The 15,581-nt window shown below is 61.6% G+C and carries 17 protein-coding genes; 14 read left to right on the plus strand and 3 right to left on the minus strand.

Annotated elements, in window-relative coordinates; genetic code table 11:
- Positions 1–150: 150 nt before the first annotated feature.
- The 7 genes from obgE (at position 151) to modC (ending at position 7,525) form a co-directional block, all read left to right on the plus strand.
- On the plus strand, positions 151–1,251 hold the full coding sequence (obgE, locus tag ACIQWP_RS25615; protein ID WP_402793610.1) for a GTPase ObgE: 1,101 nt from the start codon (positions 151–153) through the stop codon (positions 1,249–1,251).
- Positions 1,248–2,417 carry a glutamate 5-kinase gene (gene proB, locus ACIQWP_RS25620; protein WP_402793612.1) on the plus strand — a complete coding sequence of 390 codons (1,170 nt, stop codon included), beginning with the start codon at positions 1,248–1,250 and terminating at the stop codon, positions 2,415–2,417. Before obgE ends, proB begins: the two co-directional genes overlap by 4 nt.
- Positions 2,410–3,693, plus strand: a complete 1,284-nt coding sequence (locus tag ACIQWP_RS25625; RefSeq protein ID WP_402793614.1) for a glutamate-5-semialdehyde dehydrogenase — start codon at positions 2,410–2,412, stop codon at positions 3,691–3,693. The genes proB and ACIQWP_RS25625 overlap by 8 nt, the downstream gene beginning before the upstream one ends.
- Positions 3,694–3,730: 37 nt before the next feature.
- Entirely contained in the window at positions 3,731–4,312 is a 582-nt protein-coding gene (locus ACIQWP_RS25630) for a nicotinate-nucleotide adenylyltransferase (RefSeq protein ID WP_402793805.1), read from the plus strand.
- Between the two features lie 560 nt (positions 4,313–4,872).
- Complete coding sequence (modA, locus tag ACIQWP_RS25635; protein ID WP_402793616.1) at positions 4,873–5,670, plus strand: molybdate ABC transporter substrate-binding protein; 798 nt, start codon at positions 4,873–4,875, stop codon at positions 5,668–5,670.
- A gap of 83 nt (positions 5,671–5,753) precedes the next feature.
- On the plus strand, positions 5,754–6,455 hold the full coding sequence (modB, locus tag ACIQWP_RS25640) for a molybdate ABC transporter permease subunit (RefSeq protein WP_402793618.1): 702 nt from the start codon (positions 5,754–5,756) through the stop codon (positions 6,453–6,455).
- Positions 6,452–7,525, plus strand: a complete 1,074-nt coding sequence (gene modC, locus ACIQWP_RS25645) for a molybdenum ABC transporter ATP-binding protein (protein ID WP_402793620.1) — start codon at positions 6,452–6,454, stop codon at positions 7,523–7,525. Before modB ends, modC begins: the two co-directional genes overlap by 4 nt.
- 98 nt (positions 7,526–7,623) lie before the next feature.
- Here modC and ACIQWP_RS25650 read toward each other — a convergent pair whose 3' ends face one another.
- On the minus strand, positions 7,624–8,010 hold the full coding sequence (locus tag ACIQWP_RS25650) for a winged helix-turn-helix domain-containing protein (protein ID WP_402793622.1): 387 nt from the start codon (positions 8,008–8,010) through the stop codon (positions 7,624–7,626).
- Between the two features lie 181 nt (positions 8,011–8,191).
- Here ACIQWP_RS25650 and ACIQWP_RS25655 point away from each other — a divergent pair, with 181 nt between their 5' ends.
- The 7 genes from ACIQWP_RS25655 (at position 8,192) to ACIQWP_RS25685 (ending at position 14,701) form a co-directional block, all read left to right on the plus strand.
- On the plus strand, positions 8,192–8,491 hold the full coding sequence (locus tag ACIQWP_RS25655) for a DUF1330 domain-containing protein (protein WP_402793623.1): 300 nt from the start codon (positions 8,192–8,194) through the stop codon (positions 8,489–8,491).
- 158 nt (positions 8,492–8,649) lie between these two features.
- On the plus strand, positions 8,650–9,096 hold the full coding sequence (rsfS, locus tag ACIQWP_RS25660; RefSeq protein ID WP_402793625.1) for a ribosome silencing factor: 447 nt from the start codon (positions 8,650–8,652) through the stop codon (positions 9,094–9,096).
- A 173-nt stretch (positions 9,097–9,269) separates the two neighbouring features.
- Positions 9,270–9,752, plus strand: coding sequence for a 23S rRNA (pseudouridine(1915)-N(3))-methyltransferase RlmH (rlmH, locus tag ACIQWP_RS25665; RefSeq protein WP_402793627.1), 483 nt, complete (start codon positions 9,270–9,272; stop codon positions 9,750–9,752).
- A 190-nt stretch (positions 9,753–9,942) separates the two neighbouring features.
- Positions 9,943–11,379 (plus strand): murein hydrolase activator EnvC family protein, encoded by a 1,437-nt coding sequence (locus ACIQWP_RS25670; RefSeq protein WP_402793629.1) that lies wholly within the window; start codon positions 9,943–9,945, stop codon positions 11,377–11,379.
- Positions 11,369–12,697 (plus strand): S41 family peptidase, encoded by a 1,329-nt coding sequence (locus tag ACIQWP_RS25675; protein ID WP_402793631.1) that lies wholly within the window; start codon positions 11,369–11,371, stop codon positions 12,695–12,697. The genes ACIQWP_RS25670 and ACIQWP_RS25675 overlap by 11 nt, the downstream gene beginning before the upstream one ends.
- 264 nt (positions 12,698–12,961) lie before the next feature.
- Positions 12,962–14,146 (plus strand): divergent polysaccharide deacetylase family protein, encoded by a 1,185-nt coding sequence (locus ACIQWP_RS25680; protein ID WP_402793633.1) that lies wholly within the window; start codon positions 12,962–12,964, stop codon positions 14,144–14,146.
- 15 nt (positions 14,147–14,161) lie between these two features.
- Positions 14,162–14,701 (plus strand): RNA pyrophosphohydrolase, encoded by a 540-nt coding sequence (locus ACIQWP_RS25685; protein ID WP_402793634.1) that lies wholly within the window; start codon positions 14,162–14,164, stop codon positions 14,699–14,701.
- Positions 14,702–14,747: 46 nt separating this feature from the next.
- On the opposite strand, the gene bfr is transcribed toward ACIQWP_RS25685, so the two are convergent.
- Together bfr and ACIQWP_RS25695 are read right to left on the minus strand one after the other, a co-directional pair.
- Entirely contained in the window at positions 14,748–15,233 is a 486-nt protein-coding gene (gene bfr, locus ACIQWP_RS25690; RefSeq protein ID WP_402793636.1) for a bacterioferritin, read from the minus strand.
- Entirely contained in the window at positions 15,199–15,510 is a 312-nt protein-coding gene (locus tag ACIQWP_RS25695; protein WP_402793807.1) for a bacterioferritin-associated ferredoxin, read from the minus strand. The genes bfr and ACIQWP_RS25695 overlap by 35 nt, the downstream gene beginning before the upstream one ends.
- Positions 15,511–15,581 lie beyond the last annotated feature (71 nt).

The raw sequence follows: 15,581 nt of genomic DNA on the forward strand, positions 1-15,581 counted from the left end.
CCTATATCGAAGGCGACATGACGGGCAACGGTCGCCCGATGCGTCCTTTGGATGCGCAAGGAGCGGCTGCCATTGAAAAGAGCGCATAGGCTTTTGTGATTCCCATTCGATCCGAAGGGATATGCGCCGACACCGAGTAACGGACATAAGATGAAATTTCTCGATGAAGCAAAAGTTTATATTCGCTCAGGCGATGGCGGCGCGGGCAGCGTCTCCTTCCGGCGCGAAAAGTTCATCGAGTTCGGCGGACCGGATGGCGGTGATGGCGGCCGTGGCGGCGACGTCTGGGTCGAGGCCGTCAACGGCCTCAACACGCTGATCGACTTCCGCTATCAGCAGCATTTCAAGGCGACCATCGGCACGCATGGCATGGGCAGAAACCGCGCCGGCGCCAAGGGTGAGGACGTGACGCTGAAGGTGCCTGTGGGAACACAGATCTTCGAAGAGGACGGGGAAACCCTGATCTGCGACATCACCCAGGAAGGCCAGCGCTTCCGCCTGGCGCCGGGTGGCAATGGCGGTTTCGGCAACGCCTATTTCAAATCCTCGGTCAATCAGGCGCCGGATTGGGCCAATCCCGGCCTGCCTGGCGAAGAAAAGACCATCTGGCTGCGGCTGAAGCTGATCGCCGATGCCGGCCTCGTCGGCCTGCCGAATGCAGGAAAGTCGACTTTCCTCGCCGCCGTCAGCCGTGCCCGGCCGAAGATCGCCAACTATCCGTTCACGACGCTGCATCCCAATCTCGGCGTTGCCACCATCGACGGCCAGGAATTCATCCTGGCCGACATTCCCGGCCTGATCGAAGGCGCGCATGAAGGCGTCGGTATCGGCGATCGCTTCCTCGGCCATGTCGAGCGCACCCGCGTGCTGCTGCATCTGGTCTCCGCGCAGGAAGAGAAGGTCGGCAAGGCCTACAAGACCGTGAAGCACGAGCTTGAGGCCTACGGCAACAGCATCCCCGACAAGCCTGAAATCGTCGCGCTGTCGCAGATCGATGTGGTGGACGAGGAAACGCTGAAGAAGAAGACACGGGAACTGGCGCGGGCTTGCGGCAAGACACCCTTCCAGATTTCCGCCATCACCGGCCGCGGCATGACCGAAGTGCTGCGCGCATTGCGTGATGTGATCGTCGAGGCCAATATGGGCGAAGCCGGCAGGCTGGCAAAGGCACCAAAGGTGCGCCATCGCGACCTGCAGAGTTCCGACGATGCGGATGAGCGCCGTGGTGACGACGAGGACCAGCAGGGATGACAGCCCGCAAGCCGCTCGACCGCTACCGCCGCATCGTCATCAAGATCGGCTCCGCCCTTCTGGTCGATCGCAAGACCGGCTTGAAGAAATCCTGGCTCGACGGCATGTGCGCCGATATCGCCGCTCTGAAGGCCAAGGGCATCGACGTTCTGGTCGTCTCCTCGGGTGCGATCGCGCTCGGACGCTCCGTGCTCGATCTTCCCTCCGGCGCGCTGAAGCTGGAAGAAAGCCAGGCGGCGGCGGCCGTCGGGCAGATTTCGCTTGCCCGCGCCTGGTCGGAAAGCCTGTCGCATGACGATATCGTCGCCGGCCAGATCCTGTTGACGCTCGGCGACACGGAAGAGCGCCGCCGTTACCTCAACGCCCGCGCCACCATCAACCAGCTTCTGAAGATCGGCGCCGTGCCGATCATCAACGAGAACGACACGGTCGCGACAAGCGAAATTCGCTATGGCGACAATGATCGCCTCGCCGCCCGCGTCGCCACCATGACCGGCGCCGACCTTCTGGTGCTATTGTCAGACATTGACGGGCTTTACACCGCTCCGCCGCATCTCGATCCGCAAGCCAAGTTCCTGGAAACCATCGCCGAGATCACGCCCGAGATCGAAGCCATGGCCGGTGGTGCGGCCTCGGAACTGTCGCGCGGCGGCATGCGCACCAAGATCGATGCCGGCAAGATCGCCACCGGCGCCGGCTGCGCCATGATTATCGCCTCGGGCAAGACCGACCGGCCATTGAAATCAATTGAAAACGGCGCCCGCTCCTCCTGGTTCGCGCCGTCGGGCACGCCCGTAACAGCCCGCAAGACCTGGATTGCCGGACAACTGCAGCCGGCCGGCGAATTGCATGTCGACGATGGTGCCGTCACGGCGCTTGGTGCCGGAAAAAGCCTGCTGCCCGCCGGCGTGCGCAGCGTCGTCGGCCATTTCGGCCGCGGCGACACGGTTGCCGTCATCGGACCCTCCGGGCGTGAAATCGCCCGTGGCCTTGCCGGCTATGATGCCGAGGAAGCCCGCCAGATCACCGGCCGCAAGTCGGCGGAGATCGAGGCGATCCTCGGCTATGCCGGCCGCGCCGCCATGGTGCACCGCGACGACCTCGTCATGACCGCGTCCGTCAAGACGAACGCCGAGACATTGAAGAAGGATGAAGCTCATGCTTGATACTGTCGCACAAAACCCCGACATCGATGCGCTGATGAACGATATCGGCCGCAAGGCCCGGGCTGCGTCGCGACCGTTGGCCTTTGCTTCGACAGAGAGCAAGAACAAGGCGTTGAATGCGATGGCGGATGCCATTCTTGCCCATAGGGATCATATCCTGGCCGAGAACGCCAAGGATTTGAAGGATGTCGAGGGCACGGACATGCTCGCCTCCTTCGTCGACCGCCTGACGCTGAACGACAAGCGCGTCGCCGAGATGGCCGAAGGCATCCGCGCCATTGCCGCCCTCGCTGATCCGGTGGGCGAGGTCATCGCCGCCTGGGATCGCCCGAACGGGTTGAAGATCGAGCGCACACGCACGCCGCTGGGCGTCATCGGCGTGATCTTCGAAAGCCGGCCGAACGTGACGGCCGATGCCGGCGCGCTGTGCCTGAAGGCCGGCAATGCCGTGATCCTCCGCTGCGGCAGCGATTCGCGCCGCTCGTCGCAGGCCATTCATGATTGCCTCGTGGAAGGCTTGAAGGCCGCCGGCCTGCCCGAACATTCAATCCAGCTCGTGCCCGTCAGCGACCGCGCCGCCGTCGGCGCCATGCTACGCGGCCTGGAAGGCAATATCGACGTGATTGTGCCGCGCGGCGGCAAGAGCCTCGTCGGCCGTGTGCAGACCGAGGCGCGCGTGCCGGTCTTTGCCCACCTTGAGGGCCTCTGCCACATCTATATCGACGCTTCGGCCGATCTCGACATGGCGAAATCCATCGTCGTCAACGCCAAGATGCGCCGCACGGGCATCTGCGGCGCCGCCGAAACGCTGCTGGTCGACAAGAAGGTTGCGTCCACCCATCTGAAGCCGCTGCTCGACGGCCTTGCCGCGGCGGGCTGCGAAATCCGCGGCTCCGCCGATGTGCTCGCACTCGCTCCCGGCCTGAAGGCGGCAACGGAAGAAGACTGGACGACGGAATATCTGGCCGCGATCATCTCGGTGGCGCTGGTCGACGGCATTTCAGGCGCGATCGCCCATATCGACAGATATTCGTCGAACCATACGGAGGCAGTGATCGCCGAGGACCCGGCTGTTGTCGAACGCTTCTTTACGGAGATCGATTCGGCGATCCTGCTGCACAATGCCTCGACGCAATTTGCCGATGGCGGTGAATTCGGCATGGGCGCGGAAATCGGCATCGCCACCGGCAAGATGCATGCGCGCGGGCCGGTCGGCGTCGAGCAGCTCACCTCCTTCAAATATCGCGTGCGCGGCACCGGACAGATACGGGCCTGATGTGCTGAAAGAAGAGGTCGATCAACGCTATCTGCGCATGCCCCATGCCGAGCGCGGCATGGTGGTCGGTCTTTTCGGCGGCTCGTTCAACCCGCCGCATGAAGGCCATGCACTCGTCGCCGAGATCGCTATCCGCCGGCTTAGCCTCGATCAGCTCTGGTGGATGGTGACGCCGGGCAACCCGCTGAAGAGCCGAAATCATCTGGCGCCGCTTGCCGAGCGCATCACGCTGAGCGAACAGCTCCTCCACAATCCGCGCATCAAGGTGACGGCCTTCGAGCAGACGCTGGGTATGAGCTACACCGCCAACACGCTGGCGCATGTGAAGGCGCGCAACAGTCAGGTCCACTTCATCTGGATCATGGGCGCCGACAGCCTGAACACGTTCCATCGCTGGCAGAAATGGGAAGAAATCGCGCGCACCTTCCCGATCGCCGTCATCGACCGGCCGGGATCGACGCTATCCTATCTCTCGGCCAAGATGGCCAAGACATTCCATTACGCGCGCGTGGACGAGGACGATGCCCGCGTGCTCTGGAAGAAGCGCGCGCCGGCCTGGACTTTCATCCACGGACCGCGTTCGACGCTGAGCTCGACCGCCTTGCGCGCCGCTCAATAATTCCGCCAGGCTTTTGGGAAAATCAGGGAAAATAAAAAGCCCGACGCGGGAGGAGGATGCGTCGGGCTTTTGAACCTGATCAGCAACTGGGAGGAGGAGAGTTGCTGATCCATATCGGACGGCATTGGGAGGAGGAGATCGCCGTCTCGATGATTATGTTTTAGCAGATTTAACCGATTGATAAATGGCTGATTGCGCAATGCAGCAATGCACTGAAAGCATAACTATGAAAATTTACTGCCCAAAAAACGCTTCTTTTGCAGATTCTCGGCTCTTTGATTTTCGATATCGAAATTGAGTGGGTGCAACAAAAGCCCGCAACCGCACGGTTCGTAACGTTGCGCCTCACTTCGTGAGCGTTCGCCAATCTCCTGGGCGAATCCAGTCATGCATTTTTGCAATGTCCAAGATCCGTCATATGCATTGTGCTGCGGAAAATCCATAGAATTCGTAGGTTTACGCTGCAATATCGCGCTATATTTTTGCAAACACATCCCTAGCCAAGCCTCTCGCGTCGTTATATCTGTCGGAGCATGTCGACATCTTTGGGGAGAAATAAGATGACCACCAGCCGACGCCAATGGATCAAGCTTGCAACTGCCGCGGTGTCAGCCGCATGGCTCGGCCTCTCGGCCATTCCGACACCGGCGCTTGCCGCCGACAAGATCGTCGTCTTTGCCGCCGCCAGCATGAAAAATGCGCTCGACAATGCCGACGCGGCCTTTACCAAGGAAACCGGCAAGGAGGTTACCGTCTCCTATGCCGCGAGCGGACCGCTTGCAAAGCAGCTTGAGAACGGCGCGCCCGCCGATGTCTTCATCTCCGCCGACACCAACTGGATGGACTATGTCGCCGGCAAGAAGCTGATCAAGGACGAGAGCCGCGTGAACCTGCTCGGCAACAAGCTCGTTCTCGTTGCCGCCAAGGACAAGGCCAAGCCGGTCGAGATCAAGCACGGCCTGGATCTGTCAGCCCTGCTCGGCGACGGCCGCCTGGCCATCGGCCAGCCGGAATCGGTGCCAGCGGGCAAATACGGCAAGAGCGCGCTGGAAAAGCTCGGCATCTGGTCATCGGTCGAAAAAAAGGTCGCCGGCGCCGAAAGCGTGCGCGCGGCGCTCGCGCTCGTTTCGCGCGGCGAAGCCCCCTATGGCATCGTCTATCAGACCGACGTCTCGGCCGATCCGGGCGTTGCCGTCGTCGGCACCTTCCCGGCCGACAGCCACCCGCCGATCGTCTACCCGATCGCCATCACTGCCAGCAGCAAGAACCCGGACGTACAAGCCTATTTTGACTATTTGAAATCGGCTAAAGCTGTTCCCTTCTTCGAGCATGAGGGCTTCACCATCCTGAAGCAGTGAGCGTCATCACCGCAGATCAGGCATGAGGTTCGATATCAGGCTCGCCGATCGTGGCGAGCCTGAGATGTTTCAAGGGGCAGGGCTTGGAAGCATTGGGTTTGAGCAGCGACGAATGGACGGCCATCGAGCTGAGCCTGCGCGTCTCCATCGTCGCCATGCTGGTAAGCCTGCCCTTCGGCATCGGCGCTGCATATCTGCTGGCACGCGGCCGTTTCTGGGGCAAGTCGATCCTCAACGGCCTCATTCACCTGCCGCTGATCCTGCCGCCTGTCGTCACCGGCTTCATCCTTCTCATTCTCTTCGGCCGCAAGGGGCCGATCGGCTCTTTGCTCGATCAGTATCTTGGTATCGTCTTTTCGTTCCGCTGGACGGGCGCGGCGCTTGCCTGTGGCGTCATGGGCTTTCCGCTGATGGTTCGAAGCATCCGCCTGTCGATTGAGGCCGTCGACCGCAAGCTGGAGGAGGCGGCGGGAACGCTTGGCGCCAGCCCCATCTGGACCTTTATGACAATAACCCTGCCGCTGATCTTGCCCGGTGTCATCGCCGGGATGATTCTCTCCTTCGCCAAGGCCATGGGTGAATTCGGCGCCACCATCACCTTCGTTTCCAATATTCCGGGCGAGACCCAGACATTGTCAGCGGCGATCTACACCTTCACCCAGGTGCCCGGCGGCGATGCCGGCGCCATGCGGCTGACCGTCATCGCCATCGTCATTTCCATGGCAGCCTTGCTTGCCTCGGAATTTCTCGCCTATCTCGCCGGCAGGAGGGTGGATTTCGAATGACGCTCTCCGTCGATATCCGCCATCGTCTCGGCGCGTTTTCGCTCGAGGCCACGTTCACCTCCGAGGGTGGCGTCACGGCCCTTTTTGGCCGCTCGGGATCGGGCAAGACCTCGATCGTCCGCATCATTGCCGGCCTCACCCGCCCCGATCACGGCCGGGTCAGCCTTGACGACACCGTGCTTGCCGATACCGGCAAGCAGATCTTCGTTCCCCGCCATCGCCGCCGCTTCGGTTATGTCTTCCAGGAAGCGCGCCTGTTCCCACATCTGTCCGTGCGCCAGAACCTCAATTACGGCCGCTGGTTCGCTCCTAAAAACCAGCGCAGCGAAAGCTTCGATGGTGTCGTCGATCTCCTCGGCATTTCCGCCCTGCTCGACCGGCAACCAGCCAAGCTTTCTGGCGGCGAAAAGCAACGCGTCGCGATCGGCCGCGCTCTGCTGTCCTCGCCGCGGCTGCTATTGATGGACGAGCCGCTCGCCGCACTCGATGAAGCCCGCAAGGCGGAAATCCTTCCCTATCTCGAACGGCTGCGCGACGAGACGAAAATACCGATCATCTATGTCAGCCACTCCATCGCCGAAGTAGCGCGGCTCGCCAACCGCGTCGTTGTCATGCGCGACGGCAAGATCGAGACCATCGGTGCCGCCGTCGACATCTTCAGCCAGCTATCCGGTCCGCTGGCGGCCGACCGTCGCGAAGCCGGCGTGCTGCTGGAAGGCCGCGTGGAATCGATGGACGAGCGGCACCATCTGACCGTCGTCGCCCTGAAGGCGGCAAAACTCATCGTGCCGGGTCAGGCGGCCGCCATCGGCAAGACCGTGCGTGTCCACATTCCCGCCCGCGACGTCATGCTGGCGACAACTAGGCCAGAAGGCCTCAGCGCCCTCAATATTCTCGATGGAGAAGTGCTGGGGATCGGCACGGCTGCCGACGGTACCGCCGAAGTCAGGGTCGATTGCGGCGGCGACGTCGTCACCGCCCGCATCACGCAATTTTCGGCCGAGCGGCTGGGGTTGCGCGTCGGCCTGCCGATCCATGCGGTCATCAAGACGGTGGCGCTGGAGCATTAAAGCAATTCCAGGAAAAGTGCCTGGCGGTTTTCCGTCCGGAATTGCGTAAAGGCAAAAGCATAGAGCGTTTTCGCAATTGGCGAAAAGGCTCTGACGGCTCAGGCTTTCTTGGGAGCAGCGGTGTCCGCCGGGTTGCGATTGACCTCAAGCCAGTTCAGATCGTCGGCTATCGCCGTGCGCAGGGTCGTTTCCATGCCGCGGAAGCGCCGCAGCAGTTCCTCGCCGAAAGGGGTGAGTGCCGCTCCGCCGCCCTTCTGGCCGCCGCGCTGCGATTCCACCACCGGCTCGCGGAACATGTGGTTCAATTCGCTGATCAGCAGCCATGCCCGACGATAAGACATATCCATGGCGCGGCCGGCAGCCGAGATCGAGCCGGTCTCCTGAATATGTTCGAGAAGTTCCATCTTGCCGCGCCCGAGCCGGTCCTGTCCCGAAAAGCTGATGCGGAGGATGGGCTTCAACGGTGGCTGGGGAGCATCTGTCATGGCATCTGTAACGTTTGAGGTCTGCATAGTGTATACGCGGCCTGCGTGCGGCTGTACATGCCGGCGGGAAATGGACAGGCGGTAGCGCAGGCCTATCTGTTCTTCAATTTGAAAGCACGTTCGCACACTCAATAAGGATCGCGCGCCAAGCCTTGGATCTTCACGGCGGATTGGAGACGCAATGCCGGCCTATATCATTTCCGATGTCACCGTCAGAGATGCCGAAGCCTTCCAGACCTACCGGACCCGCGCGGCCGCCTCCATCGTCCATTATGGCGGGCATTATCTCGTCCGCGGTGGCCCGATCGAACGACTGGAGGGCGATTGGTCGCCGCAAGCGATCGTGATCGTGGAGTTTCCGGATCTGGAACGGGCGGGAGCCTGGTATCGTTCGCCGGAATATGCACGTGCTCTCGAGGTTCGCGATCAGGCCCTCAGCCGCAATCTCGTCCTTGTCGACGGAGTGAGCCCGGACGGCTGATTTTGGCTCTCAATGTGAATATTTCCCCATATCTGGTGCGAAAGAACCCCATCGGCACACAAATCCTCGTCTTTGCTGCCTGGAGATCGCTGTCTGCGTCTTGAAACCTTTATGCTTTGATGCCTATCTTTATCATGTGATCGACTCAGATCGCATATGTGCCTGTTCTGTTACTCAAGGAAGGAAGAGCACTGACAACAGTACACGCCAAGGGAAGAACGCCTGTCGTTATCCCGAAGAGCACGGAACGTGGCGTCGATGCCGCTGCCCGCGCCCTGCAAGCCGTCCTCGTAAGCCTCGAGGACTCCAAGGCCGAAAATATCGTCACCATCGACATTGCTGGCAAGTCCGCGCTGGGAGACTACATGGTCGTCGTCTCCGCCCGCTCGAGTCGTCATGTCCTGGCGATTGCCGACCATCTCATGACCGATCTCAAGGACGAGGGCTTCGGCAATGCCCGCGTCGAAGGTCTGGATGCCGGCGACTGGGTGTTGATCGACACCGGCGACATTATCATTCATGTCTTCCGACCCGAGATCCGCGAGTTCTACAACATCGAAAAGATGTGGGCAGCACCCGATCTCGACGAAGGCACGCTGCACTAGCCAAGCTAAAGCATTTCGAGGAAAAGTGCGCAGCGGTTTTCCGTCCGGAATGCGAAAATGCTCTAAGGGCGCCGTTCCCGGCCCCGGTTGGCAGCTCTGGATCGCCGGACATGACCGTCCGGCAAGGGTTTTGTTTTGTGCCGCCATCATGGCGGGTATGCTTGGGAGCGGGAATGCGGATAGGTCTTTTTGCGGTGGGACGGCTGAAGGCCGGCCCTGAAAAGGATCTTGCGGCTCGCTATCTCGACCGTTTCGCCAAGGCCGGGCCGGCCATCGGCCTGGAAATGGCGCGCATGACCGAGGTTGCGGAAAGCCGCGCCTCCAATAGCGAGACCCGCAAGCGCGAAGAAGCGGGCCTCCTGCAAAAGGCGCATCCCGAAGGCGGCGTCCTTATTCTTCTCGACGAGCGCGGCAAGGCGCTCGACAGCGAAGCCTTCGCCGCCATGCTCGGGACATACCGCGATCAGGGCAAGCGCGATCTGACGATCGCCATCGGCGGCGCCGACGGCCTGGACCCGTCGCTTTACGACAAGGCTGACATGACCATTTGCCTGGGCAAGCTGACCTGGCCGCACCAGCTCGTGCGCATTCTCATTGCCGAACAGCTCTACCGCGCCGTCACCATTCTCTCCGGCCACCCCTACCATCGGGTGTGACCGTCTCATCCCGACTTCGAAAACAGTTTGGCTTTCGGTCTTTTTGCGTTAACGAAACGCTCACACAGGCGTGTTTTGATTCCCGCCCTGAAAATGACGATGCTTCCTAGCTGATCGCGGCAAATCAGCTTATTTTCGCGCGATCCGAAGGGACCAGGGCCGAACCGACTGGATGAGAAAAGCCCCACCCATGCTTTCGCGTCTCGTGCTGCCAGCTTTGGCGGCCGCTCTCGGCATGGGCGCCTATGTGGCAGGCCCTTTCTCCCTGAAGGACGTGGCTGTCGCGCAGGAAGCTGATGACATCGCGCCGCAAGCGCCCGACGATCGCGCTCCGGCGACGGCGTCGACACCGGCGCAACAGGCACCCGACCCGACGGCAGACCTTGCCCGCAAGCGTGATGAAACCCGCACGCAACTCGATGCGCTTTCAAAGACGATCAGCCTCTCCTCCGACAAGACGAAGGAGCTGGAGGACAGCATAGCCTCGCTCGACAAGAGCAGCGCCAGCCTGCGCCAGGCGCTGATCGACAGCGCCGCTCGCCGCAAGGATTTGGATCGCAAGATCCAGCAGAGCGAGAAGACACTGACGGACCTCGCCGTCAAGGAAGACAAGATTCGCGCCTCGCTGCACGATCGCCGCGCCTTGCTGGCCGAGGTTCTCGGCGCGCTGGAGCGCATGGGGCGCAATCCGCCGCCAGCCCTGCTGGTGACGCCGGACGATGCGCTCGCCTCGGTGCGCAGCGCCATTCTTCTCGGCGCCGTCGTGCCCGGAATGCGCAAGGAGACGGACAAGCTCATCGCCGACCTCACGGATCTCGGCAAGCTGCAGACCGCCGCCGCCGCCGAGAAGGCCAGCTTCACCACCACCATGACCAACAGTCTGGAGGAGGAGCGGCGCATGGACCTGCTGATTGCCGAAAACGACAAGCACAGCGAGGAAAATACCGCTCGGCTCGAGACGGAGCGCAAGCGCGCGGAGGAGCTGGCAGGCCAGGCGACCAGCCTGGAAGGCCTGGTCGCCTCTCTCGAAAGCCAGATCGGCTCTGTGCGAGACGCCGCCGCTGCGGCGCGGGCGGAAGAGGCGCGCCGGGCGCAGATGACCGAACAGCAGCGCGAGCAGGCGAAAGCCCTTGCCGAGAACGGTGTGCCCGATAAAAACCGCATTACGCCCGCATATCCGTTTTCAGACCTAAAGAAAAAGTTGGAGCTGCCCGTGGCGGGCGATATTCTCCGCCAATTCGGCGACGACGACGGTACCGGCCACACCGCGATGGGATTGACCGTCGCGACCGGGGCGGATGCGCTCGTCACGGCTCCCGCCGACGGCACGGTCGTCTATGCCGGCGCGTTTCGCAGCTACGGACAGATGATCATCCTGGACACGGGCGACGGCTATCACATGGTGCTGTCGGGCATGGACGCGATCAAGACGCGCCCCGGCAGATTTGTCTTCGCTGGCGAGCCACTTGCCACAATGGGCCAAAAAAGAGTCGCGAGCGCGACCGCATTGGCGCTGGAAACAGACCGGCCAACGCTTTACATTGAATTTCGAAAAGATGGAAAACCAGTCGATTCTCGGCCCTGGTGGACCTCCAAAGACACTGGAAAGGCACGCAATGATACGTAGGGCTTCTCTTGTTCTCGTCGGCGCATTGATGGGTGCGACCGCGATGGGCGCTATCTACTCGGCGGTAGCGCCGGCGGAAGCCGCTGGCACTTCCACCTATAAGGAGTTGTCGATTTTCGGCGACGTCTTTGAGCGCGTCCGCGCGCAGTATGTGACGCCGCCGCAGGAAGACAAGCTCATCGAAGCCGCCATCAACGGCATGCTGTCTTCGCTGGACCCGCATTCGAGCTACATGAACGCCAAGGACGCCGAAGACATGCGCACCCAGACCAAGGGTGAGTTCGGCGGTCTCGGCATCGAAGTGACGATGGACAACGACCTCGTCAAGGTCATCACCCCGATCGACGATACGCCCGCCGCCAAGGCCGGCGTGCTTGCCGGCGACTATATCACCGCGATCGACGGCCAGTCCGTTCGCGGCCTGAAGCTGGAGGACGCCGTCGAGAAGATGCGCGGCCCGGTCAAGACGCCGATCAAGCTCACCTTGATGCGTAAGGGCGTCGACAAGCCGATCGAAGTCACCGTCATCCGTGACGTCATCGCCGTTGCCGCCGTCAAGTCGCGCGAGGAAGGCGGCGATGTCGGCTATATCCGCATCATCTCCTTCACGGAAAAGACGACGCCGGACCTCGAAGCCGCGATCGCTAAGATCAAGAAGGACATCCCCGCCGACAAGCTGAAGGGCTATGTCCTCGACCTGCGTCTCAACCCGGGCGGCCTGCTCGATCAGGCGATCAACGTTGCCGACGACGTGCTCGAGCGTGGCGAAATCGTTTCGACCCGCGGCCGCAACCCGGATGAAACCCGCCGCTTCAACGCTACCCCCGGCGATCTGGCTGACGGTAAGCCGATCATCGTTCTCATCAACGGCGGTTCGGCTTCGGCTTCGGAAATCGTCGCAGGCGCCCTGCAGGATCTGCGTCGCGCCACTGTCCTCGGCACCCAGTCCTTCGGCAAGGGTTCCGTCCAGACGATCATCCCGCTGGGTGATGGCAATGGCGCGCTGCGTCTGACGACGGCGCTCTACTACACGCCATCGGGCCGTTCGATCCAGGGCACGGGTATCACGCCCGACATCAAGGTCGACCAGCCACTGCCAGACGATCTGAAGGGCAAGCTGACGTCCGAGGGCGAATCCAGCCTGCCGGGCCACATCAAGGGCCAGAGCGAGACCGACAAGGGCTCCGGCTCGTCGGCTTACGTACCGCCGGACCCGAAGGACGATATCCAGCTGAACTACGCACTCGACCTGCTGCGCGGCGCCAAGACGGACCCGGCCTTCCCGCCGAACCCCGAAAAGGCGGTTTCCTCCAAGTAAGGAGATGGCGCCGGGCTGGAAACAGACCCGGCGCTTTCATAAGGAGGGAGCGGGATAGCGCCTGTCATTCCGCTCTCCGCTGCCGAATGCGTTCGGCCATGTTCAAAATGGTTTCGTCGATGCTTCGGAGCATTTCCGGGAAAACTGCGCGGCGCTTTTCCGTGGGGAATGCGTAAAAAGCAATAAAGCGGGGCGTTTTTCCGCTTCGCCGCGAGCGCTATGCTCGAGGCCGATACAATTTTCCGCTTGGGGTGGATTGGAACTTTGGGAACGGATCTGCATGCACCGTTGGGACAGAATCGCGGCCCCGGCCGCCGCCGGCGCTCATTTCCCGTTGGACGCATCCTCGGCGGCTTCTGTCTGATCGCGATCGCAGGCTTTTCTCTCTACTCGGCGCTGCTGCGCGACGACCTTCAAAAAACCCAGCCGGTCGAGACGGCAAAGAAGGAAGATCCGCCGCCGCCGGTCGAAACAAAGCCGGCCGCAACCGGGCAGGCAGGCTTGGCGCAGGTCGATCCGCAATCCGGCGCCAATACCACGCGCATCGTCACCGGCGATGGCTCGGTCGTCACCATGTTCAGCCCCACCAACCGCGACGGCAGCGGCCCGGTATTGATCAACGCCAATCAGGTGGGCCAGGACCCGCGCATGGCGGCAACCCCGAACGATAGCCTGCTGGAAGATTCTCCCTTCGGCAAACTGCCGATTATCGGACCGAACGGGCTGAGGCCGATGGATCAATATGCCCGGCCCTGGTCCGGTGCCCGCGGCACCCGCGTCGCCATCGTCGTCAGCGGCCTCGGCCTCAGCCAGACCGGCACGCAGCGCGCCATCGAGAAGCTGCCGGAGGAAATCACGCTCGCCTTCGCCGCCAGCGGCAACAGCCTGCAGCGCTGGATGCAGGACGCAAGGCGCGGCGGCCACGAGATCCTCATCCAGGTGCCCTTCGAGCCCTTCGACTATCCCAGCAACAATCCCGGCCCGGATACGCTGCTGACCTCGCTGTCATCGGCGAAGAATATCGACAGCCTGCACAAGGCGATGGGCAAGATCACCAATTATACCGGCGTCATGAACTATCTCGGCGGCCGCTTCCTCGCCAATCCCGGCGCCATGGAGCCTGTGCTGCGCGATATCGGCAAGCGCGGCCTGCTGTTCCTGGATGACGGCTCGTCCGCGCAATCGAAATCCGGAACGCTCGCCAAGACGCTGGACGTGCCGCATGCTTTTGCCGATGTCCAGCTCGACGGAGAGCTGCAGCAGGACGCAATCCTCAGGAAGCTCGATGAACTCGAGCGCATCGCCCGCCGCAACGGCTCCGCGATCGGCGTTGCCTCCGCCTTCGACGAGAGCGTCGATGCCATCAGCAAATGGAGTGAGGAGGCCGCCATGCGCGGCATTGAAATCGTTGCCGTTTCGGCACTTGCCGAAGACCCGAAACACCCTTGATCTTTGGAGAGAAAGATGAGCACGCCCCACGCGCCCGTGAGAGCCGAAGACCTGCCCTACCGCCCCTGTGTCGGCATCATGATCCTGAACCGGGATGGCCTTGTCTGGGCCGGCCGCCGCATTCCGGACGGCAATTCCGAATATGACGGCTCGCCACAGCTCTGGCAGATGCCGCAGGGCGGCATAGACGAGGGCGAAGATCCGCTGAAAGCCGCGTATCGCGAGCTCTACGAGGAGACCGGGATGAAGACGGTAACCTTGCTGGCGGAAGCGAAGAACTGGATCAATTACGACCTGCCGCCGCAGCTGATCGGCATCGGCCTCAGGGGAAAATATCGCGGCCAGACGCAGCGCTGGTTCGCCTTCCGCTTCGATGGCGACGAGAGCGAGATCGCCATCAACCCGCCGCCCGGCGGCCATGAGCCGGAGTTCGATGCCTGGGAATGGAAGCCAATGGCGGAGCTTCCCGGCCTGATCGTCGCCTTCAAGCGATCGGTCTACGATCGGGTCGTTTCGGAATTCAGCCATCTGGCCGGCCTGAGGGCCGAAGACTGAGAAGAGAAAACCGGTCGCGAAAGCGGCCGGTTCTGTAAGTCATGGATTATTCTGCCGAATCGGCGGAGTCGGCGTTGAGCTGGCCGTATTTGGCTTCGCCGATCTTCCCGAGCAGCTCGAGCTGCGTCTCCAGGAAGTCGATATGGCCTTCCTCGTCGGTCAGCAGCTGTTCGAACAACTTCATGGAAACATAGTCGCCGGCGTCATGACAGATGTCGCGCGACTTCTTGTAGGCCGTGCGGGCGTCGTATTCGCCGGCGAGATCGGCCTCCAGCACTTCCTTGACGGTCTGGCCGATGCGCAATGGCGCCAGCGTCTGCAGGTTCGGATGACCTTCGAGGAAGATGATGCGGGCGACGAGGCGGTCGGCGTGCTGCATCTCCTCGATGGATTCCGCGCGCTCCTTCTTGGCGAGCTTGGTGTAGCCCCAGTCCTCGAGAAGCCGGTAATGAACCCAATATTGATTGACTGCGCCAAGCTCGAGGAACAGCGCCTCGTTAAGCCGCTCGATGACTTTTTTGTCGCCTTTCAATGTCCGCTCTCCTGTTGTCTTCATGGAATTTTTTCAGGCGGGACATGAAATCAAATATTTCGGCTTCCGTCGAGTGGCGACGGGCATGATAATCTTCGGTTGTCTGTATAATGATATCAACGACATTCGGGAAACAGCCGCAGCAACGGCCGCGCTTTTCCATGGCGTGATAGACCTTCGCGGGAACGATGAGCTGCCAACAGTCCTGATCGAGGAGTTCAGTGATGACCTCCCGGATTTCCCTATCGGTGATGTAATTACAACTGCAAACCAGCATTCTTCTGCTCAGCCCGTCAAACATGACATCCGCTGTCTTGTTATCTGCTAAAGAAGACGTCCTTTGTCAAG

The organism is Rhizobium sp. NPDC090279 (assembly GCF_044769665.1).
Lineage (GTDB): Bacteria > Pseudomonadota > Alphaproteobacteria > Rhizobiales > Rhizobiaceae > Rhizobium.